The organism is Streptomyces sp. NPDC027962, assembly GCF_055566095.1.
The window spans coordinates 87,029-112,901 of the sequence record NZ_JBVHTA010000026.1; the positions used below are offsets into that span (position 1 = coordinate 87,029).

Consider the following 25,873-nt stretch of genomic DNA (forward strand, 5'->3'; position numbering starts at 1 on the left):
TCGAGCACCCTGCCCGCCCGGACGGCAGGTGCTCACCACCGGCCGTCGCGGCCGCCGCACACCTCGAACCCGCCCCCGGACGATCAGTAGTTCCCCAGGCCGCCGCAGACGTTGAGCGCCTGCGCCGTCACGGCCGCCGCGTCGTCGCCGACCAGGTACTCGACCATCGCGGCGACCTCCCGCACCTGCACGTAACGGCCGTTGGGCACCCGGGTGGTGATGCGCTCGTACGCCTCCTGCTCGCTCACGCCCCACGCGCCCGCATAACCGGCGCGGACCCTTTCCGCCATCGGCGTCTCCACGAACCCGGGGCACACCGCGTTGACGGTGATGCCGGTACGGGCCAGTTCCAGGCCGAGCGCCTTGCTGAAGCCCACCACGCCGTGCTTCGACGCCGAGTACGGGGCAGCGAGCACCACGCCCTGCTTGCCCCCGGTCGAGGCGATGTTGATGATCCGGCCCTGCCCCGCCTCCTGCATGCCGCCCGCCGTCAGGACCTCCTTGGTGACCCTGAAGACACTGGTGAGGTTGGTGGCGATGACGTCGGTCCACAGCTCGTCGGTGATCTGGGCGGTCGGGCCGCCGCCGCTGCGGCCGGCGTTGTTGACCAGGATGCGTATCGGGCCGTGCTGCTCCACGACCGTGCGCACCAGCTCGCCGATCTGCTCCTGCTCGCGCACGTCGCACACCGAGCCGGTGACCGCCAGGCCCTCCTCCACGAGCTCCTTGACGGTGCTGCTCACCGTCTCCTTCGAGCGCCCGCACAGGTGCACCGGGATGCCGGCTGACGCCAGCCTGCGCACGATCTCCAGGCCGATACCGCTGGTGCCGCCCGTCACCAGGGCGATCCGCTGATCCTTGATGGTCTTGCTCATCGGTTACTCCTCAGGGTCGATGGCTGCCCGGCCCGGGCTGGAGGACGAAGGCACCGGGGTGCCACACAGCGCTGCAGTGGGGCAGCCGGCACCGCCCCGGTTCGGTCCACGTCTCGAAGGGGCCGCCACGGGCGCCGGCCGGCCGGCAGGGCAACTGTGCCACCGGCCGGAAGGCAGGGGCCTGGTCATGGACTTGTGCTCGACGGGACGTCGGCTCCCGCCCGATCCGGCCCCGAGCCGGACTCGAGTCACCCCGCTGGAGTCCCGTTCCCGGCTCCTCGCCCCAGCCGCCGGCCGGCGGCGAGTTCCTGCCGCGCCGCCCGGAGCGGGCGCGAGAACCGGTCGAAGGCTGCTCGAGGCGCGCTCGGGGCGTTCTCGGTGAGCGGTCTCAGCGCGCGACCCGCTCCAGCAGCGGCACGTACAGGTTCGGGTCGCTGCTGCTGAGCGTGCGCAGCCTGGCGCGGTGCGCGGCGAACTCGGGACGGGCCAGCGCGGCGCGGAAGGTCTCCTCGTCCTTCCAGTCGGCGATGTTCACATACAGGTGCGGCTCGTCGACGTGCTGCAGCAGACGGTGGCTCAGGAACCCGTCCTGCGCGGCGAAGAACGCCGACGTGGCGTCGAAGGCCGCCTCGAACTCATCGCCGGGGCCGGTCACGTGGAACCGGTTGATGAAAGTGATCACAGTGCATCCTCTGGTCGGGGACCTCCTCGCGTCACCGTCCCGCCCCGCGCTAGAGCAGCCGTCGAACGGGACCGGTCCCGGCCCCCGGGCCACGGCCCGGTCCCTCTGCTCGGGCGCCCCGCCTTCCGCCGGCCTCGCGCCTCCCCGCCCCCGCCTCTCCGCCCCCGCCTCCTCGACCGGTCCTCGACCGGTCGCCGACCGGTGCTCCGCCCGCGCTCCGGCACGCTTTGGGACCCTCGGCCGGATGACCGCTACCCGTAAGGAAGCCGACGTGGATCCGACCAGCCCGGCAGTCCTCGCCGAAGGACTGCGCAAACGCTACGGCGACCGTGACGCCCTCGACGGATTCGACCTGCGCGTGCCTGCCGGCACCGTCCACGGACTGCTGGGCCCCAACGGTGCGGGCAAGACCACCTCGGTCGGCATCCTGTCGACCCTGCTGAAGGCCGACGCAGGACGCGCCGAGGTGGCCGGCTACGACGTCGTCCGGCAGGCCGCGGACGTGCGGGCGAGCATCGGCCTCGTCGGCCAGTACGCCGCCGTGGACGAGGTCCTCAGCGGACGGCAGAACCTCGTCATGTTCGGCCGCCTGCACCACCTGTCCCCGGCCGCCGCCCGCCGCCGCGCCGACGAACTGCTCGAGCACTTCCGGCTCGCCGACACCGGCAAGAAGCCGCTGAAGGAGTACTCGGGCGGCATGCGCCGCCGCCTGGACCTCGCGGCAAGCATGGTGCTCGCCCCGCCGGTGCTGTTCCTGGACGAGCCGACCACCGGCCTCGACCCGCGCAGCCGCGGCGAGGTGTGGGAGGCGGTCCGCACCCTCGTCGAGACCGGCACCACCGTGCTGCTGACCACCCAGTACCTGGAGGAGGCCGACCAGCTCGCCCACGCCGTCTCCGTCATCGACTCCGGCAAGGTCATCGCCGAGGGCACCCCCGACGAGCTCAAGAGCCGCATCGGCGGCGACCGCATCGACGTCGTGGTGCGCCGCACCGACCAACTGCCCGCCGCCGCGGCCGCGCTGGCGCGCGTTGCCGCCGGCGAGCCGGACACCGACCCCGACACCCGCCGCCTCAGCGCCCCCGTCACCGACCGCGCCGCCGCGCTCGCGGAGATCGTCCGCGCCCTGGACGCGGCCGGCGTGGCCGCCGAGGACATCGCGCTGCGCCGCCCCACCCTCGACGAGGTGTTCCTGCACCTGACCGGCACCGGCACGGACGCGCCGGCGGCCGACCGAGAGGCGGTGGCGGCATGAGCATCACCGCACCCCGCCCGCTGGGCCAGGGCCTCGCCCCGGTCATCGCACGCACCCCGCTCGCCCGGCTGCGCTGGGCCCTCGCCGACGGCTGGACCGTCACCCTGCGCGGCCTGACCCACTGGGTACGCGAACCGGGCACCCTCATCGGGTCGTTGGTCTTCCCCGTCATGATGGTGCTGATGTTCGGGTACTTCTTCGGCGGCGCCATGCAGGTGCCCGGCGGCGGAAACTACCGCGAGTTCCTGGTGCCCGGCATGTTCGTCATGACGATGGTCTTCGGCATGGGCGAGACGGTCACCGCGGTGGCCGCCGACAAGAACCGGGGCGTCACCTCCCGCTTCCGCACCATGCCCATGGCCCCCTCCGCCGTGGTCGTCGGACGCGCCGTGACCGACATGCTCTCCTCCCTGCTGGCCCTGGCCGTCCTGTTCGCCACCGGCCTCGCCATCGGCTGGGACGCACACGGCACCCTCGGCGAAACCACCCTCGCCGTGGGCCTGTTGCTGCTGCTGCGCTTCGCCCTGGTGTGGGCGGGCATCTACCTCGGACTGCTGATGAAGGGCCCCGAGGGCATCACCATGGTGCAGACCCTGGAATTCCCGATCGGCTTCCTCACCAGCGCGTTCGTCGCACCGTCGACGATGCCGGGCTGGCTGGGCACGATCGCCGAGTGGAACCCGTTGTCCTCCACGGTGCTCGCGGTGCGGGAACTGTTCGGCAACCCGGGCTTCGGCGGAGACTCGTGGATCGCGCAGCACGCACTGCTGATGGCCGTGGTGTGGCCCGTCATCCTGTGCGCGATCTTCTTCCCCTTGTCGGTGCGCCGCTTCCGCAACCTGACAAGCTGATCACCGACGCAACACGAACACGTACCACGAACGACGCGGCACAAGAGAACAGCAAGAGAGAGCGGGACGCATGGTGTGGTTGGCGCCTGAGCAGGCCGGACTGCTGGCGCAGTGCGCGGTGGTCTTCGAGGCGGGGGACCCGGCGCGCACGGGCCGCCTCGTCTTCTTCAACCCCGACGGCGCCCCGCCGCCCCACGAGGCGGCGGGCGAGGCCGGCGAGGCGGGCGAGGCCGCTCTCGTCGTCCCGCACGACGGCGGCGTCGCCCTGCGCACCCTGCCCGCCGTGCGCCTGCCCCTCGCCGCGGCGCTGCCGGCCCTGATCGCGGCACGCCGCCGCTACGGCCACGACGGCGCCGGCGTGCATCCGGCCGCCGCGTTCTGGGGGGCGGCCGCCGCCCTCGGGCTGCACCTGGCCGCCCGCGAGCGGCTGCTGCCCGGCGTCTCCGCCGCCGGCTACGACACCTGGCGCGCCGGGCCGCTCGACCCCGAGGACGTCCTGCGGCTGCGCGAACTCGCCCAGGCCGCCCCCGGCGAGGCCGTCGCCGCCCCCGGCAGCGACACGACCACCCTGCTGCGCGCCTTCCTCGACGCCGTCGCCGACACACTGCCGCGCACCGCCGCCGCCCAGGCCGCCACCGGACGGGCCGCGTTCTCCGCCACCGCACCCCAGCACGTGCCGCAACTGCGCGCCTGGGCCGAGGAGATCTCCGCCGGACTCGACTCCGGCGTACGGGTGTCCCTGCACGTCGGCCTCGCCGGCACCGCCGGCGGGCCGCCCGCCCTGCACCTCGTCCCGCGCGCCCACAGCCTCGCCGACCCCACCCTCGCGCTCGACGCGGGCGAACTGTTCGCCCGCGCCGACCACGCGCTCGGCCCGCGCGCCCAGAGCGACACCGTCCTCGCGCTGCGCCGGGCCGCCGGCGTGTGGGAGCCGCTGGAGCGGCTGCTGCCCGTCCCCTCCGCCCTGGCGCTGACCGACCGGGAGACGACCGACCTGATCGGCACCGGCGCGGCCCGCCTGCGCGCCCACGGCATCGACGTCCACTGGCCCGAAGGCGCCGCCCGGTCCCTGACCGCCCGCGCGGTCGTCGGCGCCGACCGCGTCCCGCCCACCGACCTGCGCTCCTTCCTCGGCGGCGACGGCACCGTCGACCTGCGCTGGCAGCTCGCCCTCGACGGCGAACCGCTCACCGAGGACGAGACGGCCCACGTCGCCGGCGCGGGCCGCCCCGTCGTCCAGCTCCGCGGCCGCTGGACCCTCGTCGGCGCCGACCTCGCCCGCAAGGCCCGCGAACGCGACCTCGGACCGCTGACCGCCATCGAAGCCCTCGCCGTCGCCCTCACCGGCCACACCCGCATCGGCACCGAACAGGTCCCGGTCGCCCCCAGCGACTGGCTGCTGGCCCTTCGCGCCCGCCTCGCCGACCCCGACGGCGGCACCGAACCCCTGCGCCGGCCCGAAGCGCTGGCCGCGACCCTGCGCGACTACCAACTGCGCGGCCTGCGCTGGCTCGAGCGCATGACCTCCCTCGGCCTCGGCGGCTGCCTCGCCGACGACATGGGCCTGGGCAAGACCATCCAGCTCATCGCCCTCCACCTGCTGCGCCAGGAACACGACGACACCCGCGGACCGACCCTCGTCGTGTGCCCCGCCTCCCTGCTGGGCAACTGGCAGCGCGAAATCAACAGATTCGCCCCCGGCACCCCCGTACGCCGCTACCACGGCACCGGCCGCAGCCTTCAGGGCGCCGACGACGGCTTCGTCCTGACCACCTACGGCACCATGCGCCTGGACGCCGAGCAGCTCGGCGCCCACCGGTGGAGCACGGTCGTCGCAGACGAGGCCCAGCACGTCAAGAACCCGCTCTCCGGCACCGCCAAGGCCCTGCGCCTGATCCCCGCCGACGCGAAGATCGCCCTGACCGGCACCCCCGTGGAGAACAGCCTCTCCGAACTGTGGGCCGTCCTGGACTGGACCACCCCCGGACTGCTCGGCACCCACGGCCACTTCCGCCGCCGCTGGATCGCCCCCATCGACGCCGAACGCGCCGACCCGGCCGGCGAGCAACCCACCGCCCGCCGCCTGGCCGGCCTCGTGAAGCCGTTCCTGCTGCGGCGACGCAAGTCCGACCCGGGCATCGCACCCGAACTGCCGCCCAAGACCGAGACCGACCGGCCCGTCGCCCTCACCGCCGAACAGTCCACCCTCTACCGCAAACACGTCGACGACGTCATGGGCCAGATCCGCGCCAGCCAGGGCATCGCCCGCAGCGGCCTGGTCCTCAAACTCCTCACCGGCCTGAAGCAGATCTGCAACCACCCCGCCCACTTCCTGAAGGAAGACGCCCAGGGGCCGGGCACCACGGCCTTGTCCGGCCGCTCCGGAAAGCTCGAACTCCTCGACGAACTCCTCGACACCATCACCGCCGAGGACGGCGCGGCACTGGTGTTCACCCAGTACGTCGCCATGGCCAGACTCCTCGAGCGGCACCTGCGCGCCCGCGGCATCGGCGCCCAGCTCCTGCACGGCGGCACCCCCGTGCCCCGCCGCGAGGAACTCGTCCAACGCTTCCAGGACGGCGAAGTCCCCGTCTTCCTGCTGTCGTTGAAGGCCGCCGGCACCGGACTGAACCTCACCCGCGCCGACCACGTCGTGCACTACGACCGCTGGTGGAACCCGGCCGTGGAGGCCCAGGCCACCGACCGCGCCTACCGCATCGGCCAGACCAGAACCGTCCAGGTCCACAAGATGATCGCCGAAGGCACCATCGAGGACCGTATCGCCGCCCTCCTGGAGTCCAAGAAGGAACTCGCGGACGCCGTCCTCGGCTCCGGCGAACAGGCCCTGACGGAACTGACCAACGACGAGCTGGCCAACCTGGTCGAACTGAGGAGCATGTGATGCGCGATCACGAGGCGAGCGGCGCCCGCGGCTTCCCCGCCTTCCCCGCCCGCAAGGGCGGCCGCGCCCGCGGCCAGTCGTTCTGGGCCGCCCAGTGGACCCAGGCCGTCGAGGACACCTGGCCGCAGGAGGAACCCCTGAAGAAGGGCCGGGCCTTCTCCCGCACCGGCCGCATCGGCCCCATCACCGTCAGCGCCGGCCGCGTCGCCGCCGAGGTCTACGGCGGCGACGCCGCCCACACCACCGCCCTCACCCTCAAGGCCTGGGACGACGACGAGTGGGACCTGCTGTGGGACAGGACCGCCGACCGGCCCGCGGAGACCGAGGCGCTGCTCGAGGGCGAACTGCCCGAGGACCTCCTCGAAGCGGTCGAGGACGCCCGCCTGCGGCTGCTGCCCGGCTACGGCGACCTGGACGCGGACTGCGACTGCGACGCGCTCGACCACCCCTGCCCGCACGCCACCGCGCTCGCCTACCAGCTGTCCTGGCTCCTCGACGAGGACCCCTGGCTGCTGCTCCTGATCCGCGGCCGGGACACCGCACAGGCGCTCGACGAGCTGAAGTCGGTCCTGCTGCTGCGGGCGATGACCGCCACGGACGACGACGTCGACGAGCCCGAGCCGGACGTGGAGGACCAGGAGCCCCAGGAGACCTACGAGAGCAACCGCCAGGCCTACGACCGCCCCGCCGTCGCGCTGCCCGCCCTGCCGCCGCTGCCCGAACCGCCGGCCTCCAGCAGCGAACCGGTCACCGGCATCGAGGCCGACCCGCTGGAACGGCTCGTCACCGACGCCGCGGTGCGCGCGCGTGAACTGCTCGCCCACCTCGCCGGGTTCGGCGAGGCGCCCGCCCCGCCGCTCGACGAGTGGCACGACACGGTCCGCCTCGCCGCCACCCACCCCGACCCGCGCGTCCCGGCCCGGCTCCGCGAGGCCTGCGACCGCCCCGACGACCTGGACCGCGCCGCCGAGGCCTGGCGCACCGGCGGCCCGGCCGGCCTGGACGTCCTGGAACACCCCTGGACCCCCACCGAACAGGACACCGCCCGCGCCCGCACGGCGCTCGCCGCCGGATGGGACGACGACCTGCCGCCCCTGACCGTGGACGGCAACCACTGGACCCTGACCGGCCGCGGCCTCCAACTCCGCCAGGGCCGCGACACCCGCTGGTACCCCTACCGCGACCGCTCCGGCACCTGGTGGCCCGCCGGCCCCCCGGACACCGACCCCGCGGTCGCCCTCACCGAACTCCTCCACGCCCCGCAGGAGTCCTAGGGCGTGTTTCGAAAGTCCCGCCTGGCCCACGACGCCTGGCACGCACACTCGCTGCGTTGTCGGAGTCATCCAAGTACGTCCAGTACGAGGATGATCCTCCGCCTTGCGATTGCACGCACCAGACGCCGCGAGCCCCGCCCTGCGGGCGGACGGCGCCACTTTCGAAACACGCCCTAGCCGAGCCCTGCGCCCACCGGGGCGGCGCCGCACCCGTCCGGTGCTCACAGCCGGACACACCGGACGGGCAGTGCCGCAGCCGGCAAGCGCTCCGGCACGGCGGCATGGCGTCCACGCTCTCCGGCACCTCGGCAGCACACCCGCCGGCCTGCTGTTCCCGTTCCGGCTGTCGCAGCGACAAGGCGCACGGCTCCGGCGCGTTCAGTCCTCGGCCAGGAGCTGCCGGGCGAACCGGCGGACGGCATCGGTGAAGGCGTCCGGGGCGTCGAAGTTCGCGAGATGGCGTGCCCGCGGGATCAGTTCGACGCGGGCGTGCGGATGGGCGCGGGCGAAGTCCGCCTCCCCGGCCCGGAAGACGGTGTCCTTCTCGCCGTTGAGGATCAGTACCGGAGCCTTCACATGACGCATCGCGCCCGCGTCGAAGCGTCCCAGCACCTCGCCCCAGGCGGCGGGCAGGGTGTGGAAGGCGTAGCCGGCGCGGATGGTCTCCGCCACCACCTCCGGCGGGTAGAGCCGTCGCAGCAGCCGGTCGTTCAGGCGGGCCAGGCGGTCCACCGGTATACGGGGGACCAGCTGGGCGGCCCACCGGTACGGCGTTGCCCACCGGCCGCTGGTGGCGGCGCTGGCCCCGGCGAGGACCAGCCCGCGCACGTGGTGCGGACAGTGCCGTGCGAACTCCAGCGAGGCGTACCCGCCGAGCGAGTGCCCGACCACCACGGCGGGCCCGCGATCGAGCGCGTCCACCGCGGAAGCGATGATCTGCGTCGCGCTGCTCAGGCTCCAGGGCTGGGCCGCGCGCTTTCCGTGACCGGGCAGATCGACGGCGGCCACCGCGAACTCGTCGCGCAGCGCGGCCAGTTGCGGGCTCCACTGCCCGGCGCTGAAGCGCGTTCCGTGCACGAAGACGATCGGCAGGCCATCCGCTGTTGTCATCAGTCCCCCCAGTGAGCACGTGGTGCGAACGGCGACTGCCCAGGCACCGGGCAGTCGCCTGCAAGGCGCGCCTTCGACGCACTCCCAAGTCTCCCTCATGCCGCGGGCTCCCTGGCCGCACCCCTTCACGTCCCATGCCCCTCATGCCTCGCGGCTCAGGCGATCCTCCAGCGCGCGAAACCACCATCGAGGCCGACAGGTTTTCGCACGCGCGATCAGCGGAAGGGGGCGCGGCCCATGAGTGGCGGCACGCTCGTCGAGGGGGTCCGGGCGCAGGCGCGCCGTGCGCCGGAGGCGACGGCGCTCGTGTGGCACGGCGACGAGATCAGTTACGGCGCCCTGTGGCGACGCGCCGAGCGGGCGCGGTCCCGGGTCGCCGGCACGCCCGGCCGGGGGCCCGTCGGGGTCCCGGCCGTCAAGTCGCCCGACACGATCGCGCTGGTCCTCGCCTGCCTGCTGGAGCGCCGCCCGGTGCTGCTGCCGTCCGCGACGCTCGGCAAGGACGTGACGGAGCAGCTGTACGAGCAGGCCGGCGCCGCCCCCCTGCCCGACCGGCCGGACGACCGGCCGGATGCGACGGCGTACGACCAGCCGGACGGCACGGCCCACGACACGCCGGAAGCCGCCCCCGCCGGCCAGGGCGACACGCCGGAAGCCGGCCCCGCCGCGCCCGCGCTGCTGCTGACCACCTCCGGGTCGACCGGGCTGCCCAAGATCGTGCCCGTCTCCGCCGGCGCGATCGACCGGTTCAGCAGCTGGGCCGCCGGCGCGTTCGGGATCGGTCCCGGCACGAACGTCCTCAACTACGCGCCGCTCAACTTCGACCTGTGCCTGCTCGACGTGTGGACCACCCTCGCCCACGGCGGACGTGTCGTCCTCGTCGACCCCGACCAGGCCATGAGCGGCCGGCATCTGCTGGACACACTGGAGCGCCACGACGTCCACGTCGTCCAGGCCGTGCCCATGTTCCACCGTCTGGTCACCGACGCCGCCCGCGAACACGGCACCACCGCCCTGCCCGCCGTGCGCCACGCCATGACGACCGGCGACGCCCTGCCGGGGCCGGTCCTGGCCCAGCTGCCGGGCCTGTTCCCGAACGCGCGGCTGCACAACATCTACGGCTGCACCGAAACCAACGACAGCTTCGTGCACGAGATCACCGACGCGCAGGCCGCATCCGGCGCGCCGCTGCCGCTGGGCCGTCCGCTGCCCGGCGCCGACGCGCTCGTCGTCACCGACGGCGGCGAGGTCCTGGACGGCCCCGGCAGCGGCGAGTTGTGGGTCACCACCCCGTTCCAGACCGACGGATACCTCGGCGCGGCCGCCACCCGGCCCGTGTTCGTGCCCCACCCCACCGGCGCGGACGCCGGCGACCGGCGCTGGTACCGCACCGGCGACCTGGTGCACCGCAGCGCCGACGGCGTCCTGACCCTCGCCGGCCGCACCGACTTCCAGGTCAAGGTCCGCGGCGTGCGCATCAACGTCCAGGAGGTCGAGCACGTCCTGCTCGCCCACCCCGACGTCAGTGAGGCCGCCGTCCTGGCCCTGCCCGACCCGGTCGCCGGCCGGCTGCTGCACGCCGTGGCGCGCCGCACACCGGGCAGCACCCTCAACAGCCTGACGCTGCGCGGCTATCTGGCACGCGGCCTGCCGAGGGCCGCGATCCCCTCGGCGCTGCGCTTCACCGACGAGCCGCTGCCCAGGACCTCCACCGGCAAGGTCGACCGCGACCGTGTCGTGAAGGACCACTTCACCAAGGAGAACTGACATGCCCCACGCCCAGGCTCAGGCCCAGGCCATCAAGGAGTTCCTCGTCGAGGAGTTCCTGCCCGACACGCCCGCACGGGAACTGGACGACCACCACGACCTGCTGGAGGGCGGCGTCATCGACAGCCTCGGCCTGCTCAAGGTGATCGCCTGGCTGGAGGACCGCTACGGCATCAACACCGACGACGTGGACCTGGACCCGGAGTCCTTCCACTCCGTCGCGGCCATCGAGGCGTTCGTCGCCGAGGCCACCCGCGTCCGGGCGGAGGCCGCGTAGTCATGCACGACGCCGTCGCCGCCCTGATCGCCCAGGACCGGCCCGTCGAAGCGCCCCAATGGCACTCCTTCTTCGACCGGCTGGGCGACGGCGCGCTGCGCCGGGGCGAGAGCGTCGCGCTGCTCGCGTCCCTGTCCACGCAGATGCCCGGCCGCGCCACCCTGACCGCGCTGCTCGACTCGCTCGCCGAACGCCGCCCCGAACAGGGCGCCGGGCTCCCCGAGTTCGGCGGCGCCGTCAACATCGTCGGCACCGGCGGCGGCCCGAGCACCCTCAACATCTCCACCGCCGCCGCCCTGACCGCCGCCGCGATGGGCACCCGCGTCGTCAAGACCGGCTCCCGCGCCTACACCTCCCGCCTCGGCTCCCTCGACCTCCTCGAACGCCTGGGCATCGAGACGACGACGTCCTACGAGCAGACCCACGACATGCTCGAGCGGTGCGGCATCGCGTTCGCCGGCCCGTTCGTCTACCCGGCCGAACTGGGCCTGCTCGCCCGCAGCGTGCTGCCGCTCGACATCCGCCGGCTGGGCCGCTTCGTCAACGCCGTCGGCCCTTTCCTCGCCGACATGCCGGTGGCCGCCCAGCTCACCGGCATCTCCGATCCCCGGCTCGTCGCCGGTCTGCGGCACGCCGCCGAGCACACCGCCCGCCGCACCGGCCGGTCCGTGTGGCTCGCCACCAACGACACCGGCACCGACGAACTGATCGGCTTCACCACCAACCTGGTGCGCACCTACGAGGGCGGCGGCGAGGACGAGTTCACCCTCGCGGGCGCCGCGCTCGGCCTGCGCCCCGGCACCGTCTCGGACCTGCGGCCGGGCGACGACCCCGTCCGCGACGTCCTGGACCTGCTCGCCGGCCGCGGCCGGCCGGCGGCCGAGGACGCCGTCTGCCTCAACGCGGCGGCACTCGCCGTCGCCGGCCGTCTCACCGGCGACTGGCACCAGGCCCTGCGCGGCGCCCGCGCGGCTTTGACCGACGGCTCGGCCCTCGCCCTGATCGACCGGCTGCGACGCGCCACGGAGGTGGCCCATGCCTGACCCCCGCCCCATCCCCGGCACCCCGCGCCCCGGCATCGGCGGCCCCCGCCCGGGCCCTGGCACCGTCGGCCCGCGTCCGGACGCCTCCGGCACCGGCCCCACCTCCGGCGGCCTGCGCCCGGGGCCCAGGGACCCCCGCCCGGACGCCGGCACCGGCGACCCCCGCCCGGACGCCGGCACCGGCGACCCCCGCCCGGACGCCGGCACCGGCGACCCCCGCCCGGACGCCGGCCCCGGCGGGCCGCGCCCGGGCACCGGCGACCCTCGCCCCACCCCCGGCGGCTTCTTCACCCACGTACGGCCCGGCCGGCCCGGCCTGGCCCTCTTCCTCAACGCCGGCGACCCGCCCCTGGAGCACCTGCCCGACCTGGCCGCCCTGCTCGACGAGAGCGACGTCGACTGCCTGGAACTGGCCGTCCCGTTCCCCGGCTCCGTCACCGACGGGCCCGTCATCCGCGCCTCCGCCGACCGGGCGCTGGCCGCCGGCACCGACCTGCCCGCCGTCCTCGCCGCCGTCGCCCGCATCCGCCCCGGCCTCAAAAGGCTGCGCATCGCGCTGCTCGCCGACTTCAGCCACACCGTCAAGGGCACCGCCCCCGGCGACTTCGCCGCCGCCGTGCGCGACGCGGGCTGCGACGGGCTGCTGCTGCACGGCGTGCCGCCCAGGCTGCGAGGCGCCCACTACGAGGCCGCCCACACCGCAGGGCTTCCGCTGGTCACCACCTGCTACGCCGTCTCCAAAGCCGACGCCGTCGCAGAGGCCGCCGCCCACGCCTCCGCCTACCTGTACCTGGTCGCCCACTACGGCCGCAGCGGCACCGCCGCCGCCCTCGACCGCGACCGGCTCGCCCGCTCCATCGCCGACCTGCACGCCACCGCCTCCGTGCCCGTCGCCGTCGGCTTCGGCGTCAAGACCCGCGCCGACATCGCGCTGCTGGAGGAGCTGGGCGCCGACGCCGCCGTCGTCGGCAGCGCCGGCGTGGCCCGCATCGCAGACGCCCTGGCCAAGGGCCGCGACCCCGTCGAGGAGTTCGGCTCCTTCGTGAGGGAGCTGCGCGGCCGGTGAACGACCGGAGCGAACACCACCGTATGAAGGGAGAACCCGCATGATCGTCCGCAAGCTCGACGAGGTCACCTGCGTCGACTGGGGCAACGGCCTCAGCCGCAGATTCCTCACCCAGGCCGACGGCGTCGGCTACACCGTCACCGACACCATCGTCCGGGCCGGCACCAAGTCCCGCCTGGAGTACCGCAACCACCTCGAGAGCTGCTACTGCATCGAGGGCAGCGGAGAGGTGATCGACAGCGACGGCGTCGCGCACCCCATCACCCCCGGCACCCTGTACGCCCTCGACCGGCACGACGCCCACTGGCTGGTGGCGAGCCCGCACGAGGACCTGCGGCTGGTGTGCATGTTCACCCCCGCACTGCGCGGCGACGAGAGCCACAACCTCGACTCGCCCGAGTTCTCCCACTACTGATGTTCGACGCCACCAAGGACCAGCAGGCCCTGCGCGACGGCCTCGCGCCCCTGCTCGCCGAGCTCGACGCAGGACACATCGAGCGGGACGCGGCCGCCGAGTTCCCCCGCGAGGCGTGGCGGCACCTGGCCGCCGCCGGCCTGTTCGCTCTGCCCTTCGACGAACAGTACGGCGGCCTCGGCCAGTGCTTGACGACCACCATGTACGTCCTGGAGGGACTGGGGGAGGGCTGCCGCGACGCCGGACTGAACTTCTCCGCCTGCACCCACCTGGTCTCCGTCGGCGTACCGCTGCACCGCTTCGGCTCCGAGGCGCTCAAGGAGCGCTTCCTGCCCGGCGTCTGCACCGGCGAGGTGATCGGCGCGCACGCCATCAGCGAACCCGACAGCGGCTCCGACGCACTGGCGATGCGCACCCGCGCGGTACGCGACGGCGACGCATACGTCCTGAACGGCAGCAAGGCGTTCGTCAGCAACGGACCGGTCGCCGACGTGTTCACCGTCTACGCCCGCACCAGCGACCGCCCCGGGCCGCTGAGCATCACCGCCTTCCTCGTCGACGGCGACACCCCGGGCCTGACCCGCGGCCGGCCACTGGCCAAGATGGGGCTGCGCACCTCCCCGCTGTGCGAACTGTTCCTCGACGACTGCCGCGTCCCCGCGGACCGGGTGATCGGCCGGCCCGGCGGCGGGTTCCTCGTCCTGGACCACGTGATGCGCTGGGAGATCCTGTGCTCCTTCGTCATCAACGCGGGCGAGATGAAAAGCCGCCTGGACGCCTGCGTCCAATACGCCACCACCCGCACCCAGTTCGGCCAGGCCATCGGCACCTACCAGGCCGTCTCCCACAAAATCGTCGACATGGCCACCGACGTGGAGACCTCCCGCCGCTGGCTCTACGAGACCGCCCGGCGGATGAGTGCCGGCGAGAACGTCACCCGCGACATCGCCATGGCCAAACTCGTCACCAGCGAAGCCAACGTCGCCTCCGCGCTGGCCGCCGTGCAGATCTTCGGCGGCAACGGCTACATGGCCGAGTACGGCATCGAGAGCCAGCTGCGCAACGCCGTCGCCGGAACGATCTACTCGGGCACCTCGGAGACCCAGCGCAACCGCATCGCCGCACTCCTCGGCCTGTGACCCCGCCCGACCATTGGAAGCTGCCATGACGACGACCTCCCTGAGCACCGGCGCCCTCGCGGCCACCGAATTCCTCGACCACACCAGCGACCAGGTGCGCGCCTTCGTCGCCGACGCGCTGCCGCCCGGCGCCACCACCCCCACCGAACAGGCCGTCGCCCTCTACTACGCGGTCCGCGACACGATCCGCTACGAGGTCTACGGCGCCGACCTGACCCGCCAAGGCCTGCGCGCCTCCACCGTGGCGGCCACCGGCTCGGGCATGTGCCTGCACAAGTCGGTCCTCTACGCGGCCGGCCTGCGCTGTCTGGGCATCCCCGCCCGGCTCGTGCTCACCGACGTACGCAACCACCTCGCCTCCGACAAACTCGTCAGCCTGCTGGGCGGCGACGTGTTCCACCAGCACTGCCTGACCTCGGTCCGCCTCGAGGGCCAATGGGTACGGGCCACACCGGTGTTCAACAAGACCCTGTGCCGGCTGTACCGGATGGCGCCGCTCGACTTCGACGGCACCGCCGACAGCGTGCACCACCCCTTCGACCTGAAGGGCCGCCGCCAGATGGAGTTCCTGCGCTTCCACGGCGAGTTCGACGACCTTCCCTACGAAGCCGTCCTCACCGACCTGCGCGCCGCGCACCCCGGCCTGTTCCGGGGCGGCGACGACCGCTTCGCCGCCGGCTCCCTGGTACGCGACGCCGACCGGACGGCGGCCGCCTGATGCTCGTCAAGTTCTGCGGCGCCACCACCATCGCGGAGGTCGACGCCATGGCCGCCTCCGGCGCCGATCTGATCGGCCTGTGGCACCACGTCCCGGGCGGCCACGCCGACCTGACCCTCGATCAGCTCACCGCTCTGTCGGCCCGGGCCCGCGCCGCGGGCCTCGCGCCGGTGCTCGTCACCTTCTCCGCCGACCCCGAGCAACTGGCGGCCGCCGTCCACGCCGCCCAGGTCCCCTGGATCCAACTGCACGGCTACCAGCCCCCCGGCGTGCTGCGCGCCCTGCGCGCGACATGCCCCGACGGCCTGAAGATCGCCAAAGTGCTCCACGTCCGCGACGACACCTGCCTGGAAGGCCGGCTCACCGCCGCCTACGAGCGCGCCGGGGCCGACTGCTTCCTGTTCGACGCCGTCACGGGCGACGGCCGCGTCGGCTCCACCGCCCAGCGCCTCGACGACACCACCGTCACCAAGCTCGCCGACGCCACCGGCCTGCCGTTCCTCCTCGCCGGCGGCCTCGGCCCCGACAACCACGGCGACTTCCCCGCCACCAGGGCCCACCCCCGCTTCCTCGGCATCGACGTCGACTCCGCCGCCCGCGGCGACGACCGACTGCTGAACGAGCAGCGCGCAACGGCCGTCACCCGCGCCTGGCGCGCCTGAACCCGCGGCGCCGACCGGGACACCCGGCCGGCCACCGGCTGAACCGGACGGGTCCCCGGTCCACCCTCTCGCGGCCCGGGTGGCGGCCGCTTCCCGTCAACGCTCGATCAGCACGTCCTCGGTGCGCCCGCCCCGTTCCACCGTCAGGCGCTGTGCGTGCGGCGGCGAACTGCACGATGAAGCGAGAGGTCCAGTCGTCCAGGAACGTCGGCCCCGATGACCGCATTGCCGCAGCCGCCTGTTCCACGGGTGTTGAGCGGCCGCTGGGTTTCGTCGGTGATGCTCATGGCGCGTTCGCCGCCGCGACGGCCGGAGCGCCGAGGAGAACGGACAGCGCCTCGTGCGGGTCCCGCGCGGGCCGGACCCGGTCGAGTGCGCCCGCCAGGTGCCGGGGGCCGACGCGGCGGTCGGTGCGGTAGGGACGCAGCCAGTAGGGCCCCTCGGGCCGTTCGTGGGACGCCGGCGGGAACGGGATGCGCCAGGGAGCAGACAGGCATACGCCGTATGCGTTGTCCCAGCACTCACGGGTGCCCGGTCGTACGAGCCAGTACATCCACGGGCGGCCCTCCTCGGCGATCACCGGGCCGCAGCCGCCGGGGTGCGTGTCCGTGAGACGCAGAAGCTCCTTGCCTGCGTGCCCGGCCTCGGTGACCACTACGTCGAAGTACGTGCCCAGAGGCACCACGGTGGGCAGGTGCGCGACCTTCTGGAGGCGTCGGACCAGGGCGGCCAGACCGGACCAGTCGTCGCCGGAGCACAGGGTCGTCACGTGCCCTCGCCTTCGACCGGCAGCGTGCACCAGGTGCACGTACCGTCCGGGCTGACGCCCCAAGCACCCTTCCGGGCTCGTACGACGGCGTCCACCAGCTCGAGCCCCCGGCCGCTCTCGGCGTCCTCAGCGGGCCGCACCCCGGAGTGCGCTGACCGGCGTACGCCGTCGGCCACCCGAATCTGCAGGAGGTCACCTTCGAGGTGGACAACCAGCCTGATGCCGGTGCCTCCGCTGTGCACAAGTGAGTTGGTGAGCAGCTCGCTCACGATCAGCTCCGCGTCGTCGACCAGAGCGTGCAGCCCGCGAGAGGTCAGATGTCCCCGGACCAGGCGCCGCGTGCCCGACACACGGCGGGCGTCCCGCTCCCGTGCAGAGCGGTCCGCGCCGGGCCGGATCGCGAAGGCAACGACGACCGCGGGCCGCGTTGGGTGCGGGGTGAGGGACGGGCTGGTGAGCGTCACGTCAGCGCTCCCGGTGTCGTAGGTGCTGCCGGAGGGCGTTTGTGGTTCATGGCGTCGGCGATGGATTCCGTGCCGCCGCGTCCGGTCGTGCATGAGCTGCTCACCCTGTCTCCCCAGGCCGAGATCGTTCGGTGTCTGCCATGAGGTAACCGCTCGATCACGCTCTGCGGGTACCGTTGAAGGCAGGTGCGACCGTGAACACCGTGAACGCCGTGCGAATCGTCGGGAGTTGAGATCATGGCCGCGAGGAAACGCACACCCAATCCCGCCCTGGCCGGGTTGCTCGAGCAGGCGAAATGGACGCGTACCCAGCTGGCGCAGCAGGTCAACCGGCTGGCTCCGCAGGCCGGGTTGGCACTGACGTACGACCGCACGGCCGTGGCGCACTGGATCGCGGGCGTGCAGCCGAAGCCTGAGGTCAGGCCGTTGATCGTGGAGGCGCTGTCGGCCCGTCTGGGCAGGCCCGTCACGCACGCCGAAGCCGGCCTGGAACCCGCACAGGCTTCGGTCGGCTTCCGCACGCCCGACACTGTCGAGGAATTGCTGGACCTCGGAAGGGCGGACATGGACCCCTCACGTCGCGGCGTACTCGCCGCCACCCTGTTCTCGGCGGCTCTCGCCGCCCCCGCTTTCGCCACGGACGCGCACGCGGCGGAGGAGCCCGTCACGCCAGGGAAGGCCACGACCCGAATCGGAGCCTCCCAGGTGGCCTCCGTCCGGTCGATGACCGACCGGATCGCCGACATCCTCGACGAGTTCGGCGCCGGGCACGCCCGCCCCATGGCCGCGGCGTTCCTCGTCAACACCGTCGGCCCCTGGCTGCGTGCCCAGGCCACCGAGCGCGTGCACGCCGAGATGCTGGCCGCCGCCTCCGACCTGACGTACCTCACCGGCTGGATGGCGATGTACGAGAAGGCCCACGGCCTCGGCCAGACCTACTACGTCAAGGCCCTCCAACTGGCCCGCGAGGCACAGGATCACGTGACGTACTGCCGCACCCTGCGCGGCATGTCCCTCCAGGCGTCCAACCTCGGCCATGGGCGCAAGAGCCTGGAACTCGCCGATTCGGCCGCCGAGGCCGCCCCGTCCGCAGGCCCGCGGCTCGTGGCGTTCCTCCGCGGCCAGCAGGCGCACGCGACTGCCATGGTGGGCGACTACCAGCAGGCCCATGCCCGGCTGCGGGAAGCGGAGACGGCCCTGTCGAGGGCCGACAGCCGACGGGACGCCATCGGCGGGTACGACCAGACCGCGTACCTCTTCCATGCGGCGCACGTGCTGTACGAGGAGCGCGACCTGCCCGGCAGCATCCGCACCCTCAAGCAGTCCATCAGGGTCCAGCCGGCCAACGAGCGCCAGGGCCGCGTCCACGCCTACGCCGTCCTGGCCCAGCGACAGCTCGAACGCGGCCATCTCGACGCCGCCTGCGACGCGTGGACCCGTTTCCTGGGGGAGTACGAACACGTCTCCTCGGCCCGCGGCGACGACCACTTCGCCACCATGCGCAAGCGACTCGCACCCCACGCAAAGGCACGGGTCGTGCGGGAGATGGCCCCTCGGGTGAGGGAGATCGCCGCCCTCAAGGCATAGACACAGCCGCACGCCGACCGACCCCGGCCGGTCCGGGGCAACGCGACCACAGAGCCACGCGAACGACAAGGGACCCCATCGACCTCGACGCGGTCGACAGCACCCCTGTCTACGACCTCGGGCCGTACTTCGAGGAGATGGGGCCGCGCGGTGAGGTCCGTGAGCCTGCCTGGCCTGGTGAGATGCTCAAGGACTACTGGGGCGAAGGCCGCCCGTAGGGCTTGGTCGTTGACATCGCGGAGATTGAGAGGGGGAATCCCGGCGGGCCGTTCCGCGCGTGGGCACTCTCGGCGGGGGAGCGGAGCTGGTCGTCAGCAGGTATGCCGACCTGCCGCTTCTGATCTCGACCTCCTCTGCACCAGCGGCCGGCCCCGGCGTCCAGGGGGCAGACTCACACCAGCCACAGCGAGATCGTCTCAACTGCCGGCCATTCGCGGTGGCCTCACGCGACTGGCTTCCTTCGCTTTCAGCATCAGCATCAGCGTCCGCCTGATGGCCTGAGGGGCGCTGCCCGACCCCGTACAAGGCGCGGGATCCACCCGGCTTGCGGCGCACCCGCGCGCGTCATTCCGACAGACGTGAACCCCGCTGCCGTCACCGTGGCGGCGGCAGCGAACAGGGCAATCAGCCGGACACCGCCGACAGGGGCGTTCGTCTGCGGCGCGGCGAAACCGCCGGGCACCGCATACACCACGAGCCGGTCTCCCGCCTTTGTCCCGGCAGGGCACGCGTCCCCTATGGGGAAGAACTCCGACTCCCGCAGGCTCCGGTCGAGTTCCGTGCCGTCGAGCCGCTCGAGCGAGCACTCCCACCAGTCCCTCGTGACCTTCCCCGTCGGCGCGTTCCGCTCATGCCGGACGGCCTTCGTCACCACGGCATCCAGCGGCTTGCCCCACACATCGAGCACGGCCTGGTCGAGAAACGCCAGCAGCACCATGGCCAGCAGACACTCCACGATCGCGGCTGCCCCGAAGTGCCAAGGCCCGAGATGGATGAAACACACGGCGATCAGCGCGAACCCCGAGCCGAGGAGCACCAGCCCCGCGACGACGGCCACGGCGGTGTGAGGCCACCACGTGGGAACGAGCACCACCGCGACCACGGCCAGCCCGCACGTCAGCACCGAAGCGGCGACCCCCACCAGCGCACCGGCCCTCCAGGACCGCGCCCTCCCGCCCACCGCTACCTCCCCCATGCCTGAAGCCTCCGTGCGGTTTCATTCCCGTCCGTGAGCGGTCCGACCCCCGTGCGAGCGACGAACCTGGACCACGCCGGCGATGCCGAGGGCGTCCGCCCGAACGGTGTCGGCCTGATGCAGCGGCCACCACACACCAGCGCCCCGGAGCCGTACACGAAAGTCGAGTCCTCAAGTAGCGTCTGCTGGTGGGGCCGCCTGTCCATCTGAGCAGGCGGCCCGCCATCGAATAACGGAGGCGTCTCAACACGCGAGAAGCTATTTCAGTGCAAATGGCTGTCTGTAGAATTCATGCATGCCTGACACCTGGATTGCTCTCGATGCTGCATCCCGACGCAGGAACTGGTACTGGACCGGATATTTGGCGGCGGTATACATTGGTGCGGGAGTAGCGATGGCGCTCACTGCAGAAGCGCCGTTCTGGTGGGTATTCTCTGTTGCGGCCTGCTGGCTATTCTCGACCATCTATATGATTAATCGGGGTCACGGTCGGACGCAGCTTATCTCGGATCGGATAGTGTTTCATACCATCACTGGTCGTAAATCCATCCAGTGGGCCGAGGTTGCCCGCATCGAAAAGCGGCGCCATCAGGGACGTAGCAGTGAGTGGTGGGATTTGCGCCTGGTTCGATCGCGCGGTCGGTCGCTGACAATCCCTGGCGTCTTTACCGACAAGCGCTTTGATGAGCGTTTTGAGGAAAATTTCGCACTGCTTCAGGAGTATTGGTCTCGCGCAAAGTGAAACCCTCTGTGCAGAGAAGACAGATGGGGACGTTATGAAACCCCCGATCCCCAGGCCGAGATCGTTCGGGTGTCTGCCGAGGCCCTGTCCACCGGCGCCGAAGTCCGGGGCCGTGCTGCCGCCTCTGATCGACACGCCCCGACATTTTGATGTCATTTCTGAGTGGCAATTGATATCATTATTGGGTGTTGTCGGGCTGTGGAGGAATGACTGATGGCCAGGACTGTGATCGATCTGGACGAGGAGATCGTCGAGCAGGCGATGCGGGTGTACGGGGTGAAGACGAAGGCCGCCGCAGTGCGGGCGGCCATGGAGGAGGGGGTGAGGCTGCGGCTGCGCCGGGAGCTGTTCGATGCCATTGACGATGGCGAGTTCGAGGACGCGTTCGCGGAGATCCGCTCGCAGACGGGGCCGCGGAATCCGGACGGCTCGTTGAAGCGCGAAGGCGGGGCCTCGGAGGCGTGAAGGGGCGCTACCTCATCGATAAGTCAGCGCTGGCCCGCCGGGGCAAACCGGCAGTGCGGGCGCGACTGGATGCGCTGGACCGCGATGGGCTCCTGGCGGTGTGCGCCCCCACCGAGTATGAGGTTCTGTACTCGGCACGCGGAAAGCCCGAGGCGCTGCGACTGCGCACCCTGCTCCGTGGATTCGACTACCTGCCCTGCAATGACGCGGAGTTCGAGCGGGCGCTCGAGATCCAGGCCCTGGCCCTGAACGCCGGCTTTCACCGGACGCTGTCGCTGGCCGACGTCCTCATCTCGGCAACCGCCGAACGGCACCGGGCCACGGTCCTGCACTACGACGGCGACTTCGACATGATTGCTTCGGTGAGCGGGCTGCAGGCCGAATGGGTCGTGGAGCCCGGCACCGCCGACTGAGCCGGGAACGCGCGCACGTCGCAGCGCGGTCGCCGAGTCGACGCCCGAGGCGGTCGACGTCTCGGACACGGCGATGGCCATCGCCGCCGACCTCATGCAGCACGACCGGGCCCTGCCGGGGGTACCTTCGCAACCCGCATCAACCCCCACGCCTGACACCAGGCGCTCCCAGGGGGCGCAGGCACCCGAGCAGTTGGCCGAGCGCGACCGAAGCAGCCACAGTCAGCCTGGTAAGGAGGTTTACGCGACCTGGGTCTACGACGAGCGCACAGGACGGCTGACCCAGCAGCCACCGACCGCAACTGACACTCCTCGCGCTCGAGCCGCCCCATGCGTGGGCAGGGCTGCCGGGCATCAGGGCGCCCGAGGTGGGCGGTTGAGGCAACGCTGTGGGGGCGGTACCGCCACGGGAACCGCACCACACCTCGACCGGGGGCGCTATGGCAACTCGCGCAGACTCGCGAGGGTCAGGCCGCCCGCGCGCCGCGCGGCGTGGTGCGCCCGCCCCGCGCGGTGCGGCCCCACGGCTTGTAGACGGAGACCACCGCGGCGACCGTCAGCAGCGCGAAGAGCACCGGCACGCTCCACAGCAGGAAGTCCGCGGGCCAACCTGGCTTCGGCGGCGCGCCGCCTGCCTTCGCGGTGTTCTCGGTGGCCTGCATGACGATCGGGTGGATCACGAACCACGCGAAGATCGTCATGAACAGGGTGATCACCCACTTGACGACGATCCACCAGTGCAGCAGCAGGCCCCACTTGGTGCCGCACGACAGCAGGATGCCGGACAGTGCGGCGGTGATGCTGAACACCGTGACGCAGGTGTCGTCGAAGACGTACATCGCGTAGTAGACGCCCTTGGCGACCGCGGCGTCCTCGGTGGTGTAGCCCATCACGGCCAGCACCGCCATCGCCAGGGACAGGCCGACCCAGCCCACGGAGGTGACGACGTGGATGGCGAGCGTCAACTTGCGTGCCCTGCGGGAGAGTTCGAACTTCTTCTTGGTCCTGCCCCGCTTGGTGGGGGACTGGCCTACTGCGGTGGCGGACAAGGCGGCGACCTTTCGTGGGCGACGAAGGGGAGACAAAGGGGGGAGTGGGGCGGGCAGGCCCGCGTGAACGGCTCCGCAGCCGCCGGGCAGGCCCGGCGTCGCGCGCACGGGCGCATGCGGGCGAGGCCTTCCACGGGCAGCATCCCCGCCGCCGCTCGAGAACGGCTTGAGCAGCGCACCCGCCCGCGCCCCGCCCGCCTCCCGTCTCCGGACGCGTTCCAGCCAGTCTCCGGGGACCCTCCAGCCCGTCTGTTCAGCCTTGCACCACCAAGGTCCGAGGAGTCTCGGGGAAGCCGAGACCGACAGGGTGGAGCAGGCGTGACAGTTCTGGTGACAGGAGCGACAGGATCCGTCGGCCGGCATGTGGTCGACCACCTCGTGGCGGCGGGGCAGCAGGTGCGGGCCCTGACCCGCAACCCGGCGACCGCGGGACTCCCCGACGGCGTCGAGGTGTTCGCAGGCGACCTCGAGCAGCCGCAGACGCTGCGCGCGGCCCTCGACGGCGTCGAGCGCCTCTACCTCTTCCCCGTCCCCGAGACGGCACAGGAGGTCGTCGCCCTCGCCAAGGAGGCCGGTGTGCGGCGCATCGTCGTGCTCTCCTCGTCCTCCGTGCTCGACACCTCCGGCGACAACCACAGCGGTGAGCACCACCGCGCCGTGGAGCGCGCCGTCGAGGAGTCCGGCATCGCGTGGACCTTCGTGAGGCCCGACGAGTTCGCCACCAACCTGCTGTGGAAGTGGGGCCACTCCATTCGCACCGAGAGCGTCGTGCGCACCCCCTACGGCGGCGCGCCGCGCGTCCTGATCCACGAGGCCGACGTCGCCGCCGTGGCCGTCGCCGCGCTCGTCGAGGACGGCCACGCCGGCCAGGCGTACGTCCTGACCGGACCGCAGGCCATCACCCAGGCCGACCAGGTGAAGGCGATCGCCGCCGCCACCGGCGCCCCGATCACCTTCGAGGAGATCACCCCCGACCAGGCACGCGAGCAGATGGGCCACTTCATGCCGCCGCCGGTCGTCGAGATGATCCTCGGCTACCTCGCCGACGCGATGGACAACCCGCCCGTCCCCCTCGACACCGTCGAGCGCGTCACCGGCCGCCCGGCCCGCACCTTCGCCCAGTGGGCGGCCGACCACGCCGACGACTTCGCCCCCCGGCGCGAGACGGTGGCGGCGTGAGCACCGCCACCGGCCCCGCGACCGCCGCGGACACGAAGCCGGCCACCACCGGCGCCGGCACCGCCACCGCCGCCGAGGCCGCCACCGGCCCCGCCGCCCACGGCAACGCGCACGTGCAGCTGACCGGCAGCGGCCGGCCCGAGGACCATGTCGTCGCCGGCCACGGCACGCGCCCGGCCGCCGGCCGCGGCAAGGTCGTCGTCCGTGTCGAGGCCGCCGGCGTGTCCTTCGCCGAGGTGCAGATGCTCCAGCACCTGCACCCCTTCCCGCCCAAGTTCCCCTTCGTGCCCGGCTACGACCTGGTCGGCCGCGTCGTCGAGACCGGCGAGGGCGTCACCGGATGGCAGAGTGGCGACCGGGTGGCCGCCATGCCCCGGCACGGTGCCTGGCAGGAGTACGTCGAGGTGCCCGCCAAGGCCCTCGCCGCGGTGCCCGAGCACCTCGACGCGGCCGTCGCCGTCTCCCTGATCACCAACGGGGTCACGGCCTACCAGATGCTGCACCGGCTCACCGCCTTGGCCGCCGGCTCCACGGTGCTGGTGCACGGCGCCAGCGGCGGCGTGGGCACCCTGCTCACCCAGCTCGCCGTGCACGCCGGGCTGCGTGTCATCGGCACCGCCTCGCCCGCCAAGCACGACGCCGTCCGCGCGCTGGGCGCCGAGCCGCTCGACTACCGCACCCCCGATCTGCCCGCCGCGGTACGGGAGTCGGTGCCCGGCGGCGTCGACGCGGTTTTCGACCACATCGGCGGCCGCGGCCTCGACGCCGGCTGGGCGATGCTCGCCGACGGCGGCACCCTGGTCTCCTTCGACTCGTCGGTGGCCGGCTACCGGCCCGGCCAGTGGTTCCGGCCGCACGTGCCGGCGCTGCGCCGCACCGCCGCCCGCTGGATCGCGGCCAGGCTCCGCCTCACCCGCGGCCGCCGCCAGAGCATGTACTACGTCAAGCCCGGCGACGACTTCCGGGCCGACCTCGCGGCCCTGTACCGGCTGGTCGACGAGGGCGTCCTCACCCCCGAGATCGCCGGCCGCCACCCGCTGGCGGCGGCCCCGGCCGCCGTGCGCGCCCTGCTGGACGGCACCACCGTCGGCAAGCACGTCCTGATTCCCTGACACCCGGTAAGGAACCGCACCCATGCCCGCAGCACTCGCCGAGCAGACCGCCCTCAGCGTCCAGGAGCGCAACAAGCAGATCGCGCTCGACTGCGCCGCCGCCTGGAACCGCTGGGACCTGGACGGCATCTTCACGCACTGGTCGCCCGACATCAGGCACTTCTCCGAGGACCGCCCGGTCGACTCCGAGCTCATGAAGGCCGCGATGCGCGGCGGACTCGCCGCCTTCCCCGACCTGCACCTGGACGTCAAGAGCGCCGTCTCCGAAGGCGACCGCGTCATCCTGCGCATCACCGTCACCGCCACCCACCTCGGCGACTTCTTCGGCAAGGCCGCGACCGGCAAGAAGGTCAGCTGGTTCATGCTCGAGGAACTGCGCTTCGACGACGCCGGAAAGATCATCGAGCACTACGACGTCTTCAACTACCTGCCCATGCTCAAGGAGCTGGGCTTCGTCGACCAGAGCGTCCTCGGCGGCTGAACACCGCCCGCACCACGGAGGGGCCCGGACCGCGCCAACGGACGCTGTTGGTTAATTCGGGCCCTGTTGCTTCGCCCCGCTGACTTGGTCGGCGGGGCGAAGTGCTGCGAAGTGGCTGGTTCGGGTGCGGGCTCGGGGCGTGTCGGTGAGGTGGGCGTCGATGCGGGCGAGGTTGATGGCGGCGCCGGTGAGCTGGTGCTGGAGGCTGGTTTTGGCGAGGCCGCGGTAGCGGGATCTGCGCAGGCCGCAGCGTCCGATGCCTTGGGAGATGGTGCCTTCGACGCCAGCGCGGATCTTGTAGCGGGCTTTCCAGTCGTCGGTCTGCTGGAGAGCGCGGGTGCGTTGAAGGGCCTGGTGCTCGTCGTGCTGCCGCAGGGTGAG

General features: G+C 72.4%; 27 protein-coding genes and 1 pseudogene. 20 read left to right on the forward strand and 8 right to left on the reverse strand.

Annotated elements, in window-relative coordinates:
- Positions 1-83: 83 nt before the first annotated feature.
- Together ACZ4SA_RS23485 and ACZ4SA_RS23490 are read right to left on the reverse strand one after the other, a co-directional pair.
- Entirely contained in the window at positions 84-875 is a 792-nt protein-coding gene (locus tag ACZ4SA_RS23485; RefSeq protein WP_468277718.1) for an SDR family NAD(P)-dependent oxidoreductase, read from the reverse strand.
- A gap of 388 nt (positions 876-1,263) precedes the next feature.
- The gene (locus ACZ4SA_RS23490; RefSeq protein ID WP_468277720.1) at positions 1,264-1,557 is read right to left on the reverse strand and encodes an antibiotic biosynthesis monooxygenase family protein; all 294 of its coding nucleotides are present in this window, start codon (positions 1,555-1,557) and stop codon (positions 1,264-1,266) included.
- A 244-nt stretch (positions 1,558-1,801) separates the two neighbouring features.
- Between ACZ4SA_RS23490 and ACZ4SA_RS23495 the strand changes: the two genes are divergently transcribed.
- The 4 genes from ACZ4SA_RS23495 (at position 1,802) to ACZ4SA_RS23510 (ending at position 7,839) form a co-directional block, all read left to right on the forward strand.
- Entirely contained in the window at positions 1,802-2,812 is a 1,011-nt protein-coding gene (locus ACZ4SA_RS23495; RefSeq protein WP_468277723.1) for an ATP-binding cassette domain-containing protein, read from the forward strand.
- Positions 2,809-3,663, forward strand: a complete 855-nt coding sequence (locus ACZ4SA_RS23500; RefSeq protein ID WP_468277726.1) for an ABC transporter permease — start codon at positions 2,809-2,811, stop codon at positions 3,661-3,663. Before ACZ4SA_RS23495 ends, ACZ4SA_RS23500 begins: the two co-directional genes overlap by 4 nt.
- Before the next feature lie 70 nt (positions 3,664-3,733).
- A complete protein-coding gene (locus ACZ4SA_RS23505; protein WP_468277729.1) occupies positions 3,734-6,565 on the forward strand; it encodes a DEAD/DEAH box helicase in 2,832 nt (943 codons plus the stop codon).
- Positions 6,565-7,839: an SWIM zinc finger family protein gene (locus ACZ4SA_RS23510; RefSeq protein ID WP_468277732.1), complete on the forward strand. Its 1,275-nt coding sequence runs from the start codon at positions 6,565-6,567 to the stop codon at positions 7,837-7,839. The genes ACZ4SA_RS23505 and ACZ4SA_RS23510 overlap by 1 nt, the downstream gene beginning before the upstream one ends.
- 378 nt (positions 7,840-8,217) lie before the next feature.
- Here the strand turns inward: ACZ4SA_RS23510 and ACZ4SA_RS23515 are convergent, their stop codons facing one another.
- Positions 8,218-8,949 (reverse strand): alpha/beta fold hydrolase, encoded by a 732-nt coding sequence (locus tag ACZ4SA_RS23515; protein ID WP_468277735.1) that lies wholly within the window; start codon positions 8,947-8,949, stop codon positions 8,218-8,220.
- A gap of 237 nt (positions 8,950-9,186) precedes the next feature.
- On the opposite strand from ACZ4SA_RS23515, the gene ACZ4SA_RS23520 reads away from it, so the two are divergent.
- From ACZ4SA_RS23520 to ACZ4SA_RS23555, 8 genes are read left to right on the forward strand one after another with little or no spacing between them, the layout of a single operon-like run.
- Positions 9,187-10,716, forward strand: a complete 1,530-nt coding sequence (locus ACZ4SA_RS23520) for an AMP-binding protein (protein ID WP_468277738.1) — start codon at positions 9,187-9,189, stop codon at positions 10,714-10,716.
- 1 nt (position 10,717) lies between these two features.
- Positions 10,718-10,993 carry an acyl carrier protein gene (locus ACZ4SA_RS23525; RefSeq protein WP_468277741.1) on the forward strand — a complete coding sequence of 92 codons (276 nt, stop codon included), beginning with the start codon at positions 10,718-10,720 and terminating at the stop codon, positions 10,991-10,993.
- 2 nt (positions 10,994-10,995) lie between these two features.
- Positions 10,996-12,036: an anthranilate phosphoribosyltransferase gene (locus ACZ4SA_RS23530; protein ID WP_468277743.1), complete on the forward strand. Its 1,041-nt coding sequence runs from the start codon at positions 10,996-10,998 to the stop codon at positions 12,034-12,036.
- Positions 12,029-13,102, forward strand: coding sequence for a tryptophan synthase subunit alpha (gene trpA / locus ACZ4SA_RS23535; RefSeq protein WP_468277746.1), 1,074 nt, complete (start codon positions 12,029-12,031; stop codon positions 13,100-13,102). The genes ACZ4SA_RS23530 and trpA overlap by 8 nt, the downstream gene beginning before the upstream one ends.
- 40 nt (positions 13,103-13,142) lie before the next feature.
- Positions 13,143-13,517, forward strand: coding sequence for an ectoine synthase (locus tag ACZ4SA_RS23540; protein ID WP_356632391.1), 375 nt, complete (start codon positions 13,143-13,145; stop codon positions 13,515-13,517).
- Positions 13,517-14,656 (forward strand): acyl-CoA dehydrogenase family protein, encoded by a 1,140-nt coding sequence (locus ACZ4SA_RS23545; protein WP_468277748.1) that lies wholly within the window; start codon positions 13,517-13,519, stop codon positions 14,654-14,656. The genes ACZ4SA_RS23540 and ACZ4SA_RS23545 overlap by 1 nt, the downstream gene beginning before the upstream one ends.
- Positions 14,657-14,681: 25 nt before the next feature.
- Entirely contained in the window at positions 14,682-15,374 is a 693-nt protein-coding gene (locus ACZ4SA_RS23550) for a transglutaminase-like domain-containing protein (RefSeq protein WP_468277751.1), read from the forward strand.
- Positions 15,374-16,036: a phosphoribosylanthranilate isomerase gene (locus tag ACZ4SA_RS23555; protein WP_468277753.1), complete on the forward strand. Its 663-nt coding sequence runs from the start codon at positions 15,374-15,376 to the stop codon at positions 16,034-16,036. The genes ACZ4SA_RS23550 and ACZ4SA_RS23555 overlap by 1 nt, the downstream gene beginning before the upstream one ends.
- A 283-nt stretch (positions 16,037-16,319) precedes the next feature.
- Here ACZ4SA_RS23555 and ACZ4SA_RS23560 read toward each other — a convergent pair whose 3' ends face one another.
- Together ACZ4SA_RS23560 and ACZ4SA_RS23565 are read right to left on the reverse strand one after the other, a co-directional pair.
- Positions 16,320-16,805, reverse strand: coding sequence for a hypothetical protein (locus tag ACZ4SA_RS23560; protein WP_468277756.1), 486 nt, complete (start codon positions 16,803-16,805; stop codon positions 16,320-16,322).
- Positions 16,802-17,269 (reverse strand): ATP-binding protein, encoded by a 468-nt coding sequence (locus ACZ4SA_RS23565; protein ID WP_468277758.1) that lies wholly within the window; start codon positions 17,267-17,269, stop codon positions 16,802-16,804. The genes ACZ4SA_RS23560 and ACZ4SA_RS23565 overlap by 4 nt, the downstream gene beginning before the upstream one ends.
- 237 nt (positions 17,270-17,506) lie before the next feature.
- Here ACZ4SA_RS23565 and ACZ4SA_RS23570 point away from each other — a divergent pair, with 237 nt between their 5' ends.
- Positions 17,507-18,856 carry a hypothetical protein gene (locus ACZ4SA_RS23570; RefSeq protein WP_468277760.1) on the forward strand — a complete coding sequence of 450 codons (1,350 nt, stop codon included), beginning with the start codon at positions 17,507-17,509 and terminating at the stop codon, positions 18,854-18,856.
- An 80-nt stretch (positions 18,857-18,936) separates the two neighbouring features.
- Positions 18,937-19,074, forward strand: a pseudogene (locus ACZ4SA_RS23575) (S-adenosylmethionine-dependent methyltransferase); the annotation flags it as partial.
- A gap of 260 nt (positions 19,075-19,334) precedes the next feature.
- On the opposite strand, the gene ACZ4SA_RS23580 reads toward ACZ4SA_RS23575, so the two are convergent.
- On the reverse strand, positions 19,335-20,051 hold the full coding sequence (locus ACZ4SA_RS23580; protein ID WP_468277762.1) for a hypothetical protein: 717 nt from the start codon (positions 20,049-20,051) through the stop codon (positions 19,335-19,337).
- A 295-nt stretch (positions 20,052-20,346) separates the two neighbouring features.
- Here ACZ4SA_RS23580 and ACZ4SA_RS23585 point away from each other — a divergent pair, with 295 nt between their 5' ends.
- From ACZ4SA_RS23585 to ACZ4SA_RS23595, 3 genes are all read left to right on the forward strand, one after another.
- Positions 20,347-20,793: a hypothetical protein gene (locus ACZ4SA_RS23585; protein ID WP_468277765.1), complete on the forward strand. Its 447-nt coding sequence runs from the start codon at positions 20,347-20,349 to the stop codon at positions 20,791-20,793.
- Between the two features lie 213 nt (positions 20,794-21,006).
- A complete protein-coding gene (locus tag ACZ4SA_RS23590) occupies positions 21,007-21,258 on the forward strand; it encodes a type II toxin-antitoxin system VapB family antitoxin (RefSeq protein WP_468277767.1) in 252 nt (83 codons plus the stop codon).
- Positions 21,255-21,671: a PIN domain-containing protein gene (locus ACZ4SA_RS23595; RefSeq protein WP_468277769.1), complete on the forward strand. Its 417-nt coding sequence runs from the start codon at positions 21,255-21,257 to the stop codon at positions 21,669-21,671. Before ACZ4SA_RS23590 ends, ACZ4SA_RS23595 begins: the two co-directional genes overlap by 4 nt.
- A 467-nt stretch (positions 21,672-22,138) precedes the next feature.
- Here the strand turns inward: ACZ4SA_RS23595 and ACZ4SA_RS23600 are convergent, their stop codons facing one another.
- The gene (locus ACZ4SA_RS23600) at positions 22,139-22,720 is read right to left on the reverse strand and encodes a DUF2269 family protein (protein ID WP_468277772.1); all 582 of its coding nucleotides are present in this window, start codon (positions 22,718-22,720) and stop codon (positions 22,139-22,141) included.
- A gap of 318 nt (positions 22,721-23,038) precedes the next feature.
- Here ACZ4SA_RS23600 and ACZ4SA_RS23605 point away from each other — a divergent pair, with 318 nt between their 5' ends.
- Genes ACZ4SA_RS23605 through ACZ4SA_RS23615 form a run of 3 tightly spaced genes read left to right on the forward strand, consistent with a single transcriptional unit; the run spans position 23,039 to position 25,492 of the window.
- Positions 23,039-23,899 carry an NAD(P)H-binding protein gene (locus ACZ4SA_RS23605; protein ID WP_468277775.1) on the forward strand — a complete coding sequence of 287 codons (861 nt, stop codon included), beginning with the start codon at positions 23,039-23,041 and terminating at the stop codon, positions 23,897-23,899.
- Positions 23,896-25,011, forward strand: a complete 1,116-nt coding sequence (locus ACZ4SA_RS23610; RefSeq protein ID WP_468277777.1) for a zinc-binding dehydrogenase — start codon at positions 23,896-23,898, stop codon at positions 25,009-25,011. Before ACZ4SA_RS23605 ends, ACZ4SA_RS23610 begins: the two co-directional genes overlap by 4 nt.
- Before the next feature lie 22 nt (positions 25,012-25,033).
- Positions 25,034-25,492 carry an ester cyclase gene (locus ACZ4SA_RS23615; RefSeq protein WP_468277780.1) on the forward strand — a complete coding sequence of 153 codons (459 nt, stop codon included), beginning with the start codon at positions 25,034-25,036 and terminating at the stop codon, positions 25,490-25,492.
- 51 nt (positions 25,493-25,543) lie between these two features.
- On the opposite strand, the gene ACZ4SA_RS23620 is transcribed toward ACZ4SA_RS23615, so the two are convergent.
- The coding region (locus tag ACZ4SA_RS23620; RefSeq protein WP_468277782.1) for a transposase at positions 25,544-25,873 on the reverse strand (330 nt) is incomplete at its 5' end.

Excerpts from the sequence above, each read along its gene's own strand:
- ACZ4SA_RS23485 (WP_468277718.1), bottom strand. The coding sequence starts at position 875 with ATGAGCAAGACCATCAAGGATCAGCGGATCGCCCTGGTGACGGGCGGC.
- ACZ4SA_RS23495 (WP_468277723.1), top strand. The coding sequence starts at position 1,802 with ATGACCGCTACCCGTAAGGAAGCCGACGTGGATCCGACCAGCCCGGCA.
- ACZ4SA_RS23500 (WP_468277726.1), top strand. The coding sequence starts at position 2,809 with ATGAGCATCACCGCACCCCGCCCGCTGGGCCAGGGCCTCGCCCCGGTC.
- ACZ4SA_RS23505 (WP_468277729.1), top strand. The coding sequence starts at position 3,734 with ATGGTGTGGTTGGCGCCTGAGCAGGCCGGACTGCTGGCGCAGTGCGCG.
- ACZ4SA_RS23510 (WP_468277732.1), top strand. The coding sequence starts at position 6,565 with ATGCGCGATCACGAGGCGAGCGGCGCCCGCGGCTTCCCCGCCTTCCCC.
- ACZ4SA_RS23515 (WP_468277735.1), bottom strand. The coding sequence starts at position 8,949 with ATGACAACAGCGGATGGCCTGCCGATCGTCTTCGTGCACGGAACGCGC.
- ACZ4SA_RS23520 (WP_468277738.1), top strand. The coding sequence starts at position 9,187 with ATGAGTGGCGGCACGCTCGTCGAGGGGGTCCGGGCGCAGGCGCGCCGT.
- ACZ4SA_RS23525 (WP_468277741.1), top strand. The coding sequence starts at position 10,718 with ATGCCCCACGCCCAGGCTCAGGCCCAGGCCATCAAGGAGTTCCTCGTC.
- ACZ4SA_RS23530 (WP_468277743.1), top strand. The coding sequence starts at position 10,996 with ATGCACGACGCCGTCGCCGCCCTGATCGCCCAGGACCGGCCCGTCGAA.
- trpA (WP_468277746.1), top strand. The coding sequence starts at position 12,029 with ATGCCTGACCCCCGCCCCATCCCCGGCACCCCGCGCCCCGGCATCGGC.
- ACZ4SA_RS23540 (WP_356632391.1), top strand. The coding sequence starts at position 13,143 with ATGATCGTCCGCAAGCTCGACGAGGTCACCTGCGTCGACTGGGGCAAC.
- ACZ4SA_RS23545 (WP_468277748.1), top strand. The coding sequence starts at position 13,517 with ATGTTCGACGCCACCAAGGACCAGCAGGCCCTGCGCGACGGCCTCGCG.
- ACZ4SA_RS23550 (WP_468277751.1), top strand. The coding sequence starts at position 14,682 with ATGACGACGACCTCCCTGAGCACCGGCGCCCTCGCGGCCACCGAATTC.
- ACZ4SA_RS23555 (WP_468277753.1), top strand. The coding sequence starts at position 15,374 with ATGCTCGTCAAGTTCTGCGGCGCCACCACCATCGCGGAGGTCGACGCC.
- ACZ4SA_RS23570 (WP_468277760.1), top strand. The coding sequence starts at position 17,507 with ATGGCCGCGAGGAAACGCACACCCAATCCCGCCCTGGCCGGGTTGCTC.
- ACZ4SA_RS23580 (WP_468277762.1), bottom strand. The coding sequence starts at position 20,051 with ATGGGGGAGGTAGCGGTGGGCGGGAGGGCGCGGTCCTGGAGGGCCGGT.
- ACZ4SA_RS23585 (WP_468277765.1), top strand. The coding sequence starts at position 20,347 with ATGCCTGACACCTGGATTGCTCTCGATGCTGCATCCCGACGCAGGAAC.
- ACZ4SA_RS23590 (WP_468277767.1), top strand. The coding sequence starts at position 21,007 with ATGGCCAGGACTGTGATCGATCTGGACGAGGAGATCGTCGAGCAGGCG.
- ACZ4SA_RS23615 (WP_468277780.1), top strand. The coding sequence starts at position 25,034 with ATGCCCGCAGCACTCGCCGAGCAGACCGCCCTCAGCGTCCAGGAGCGC.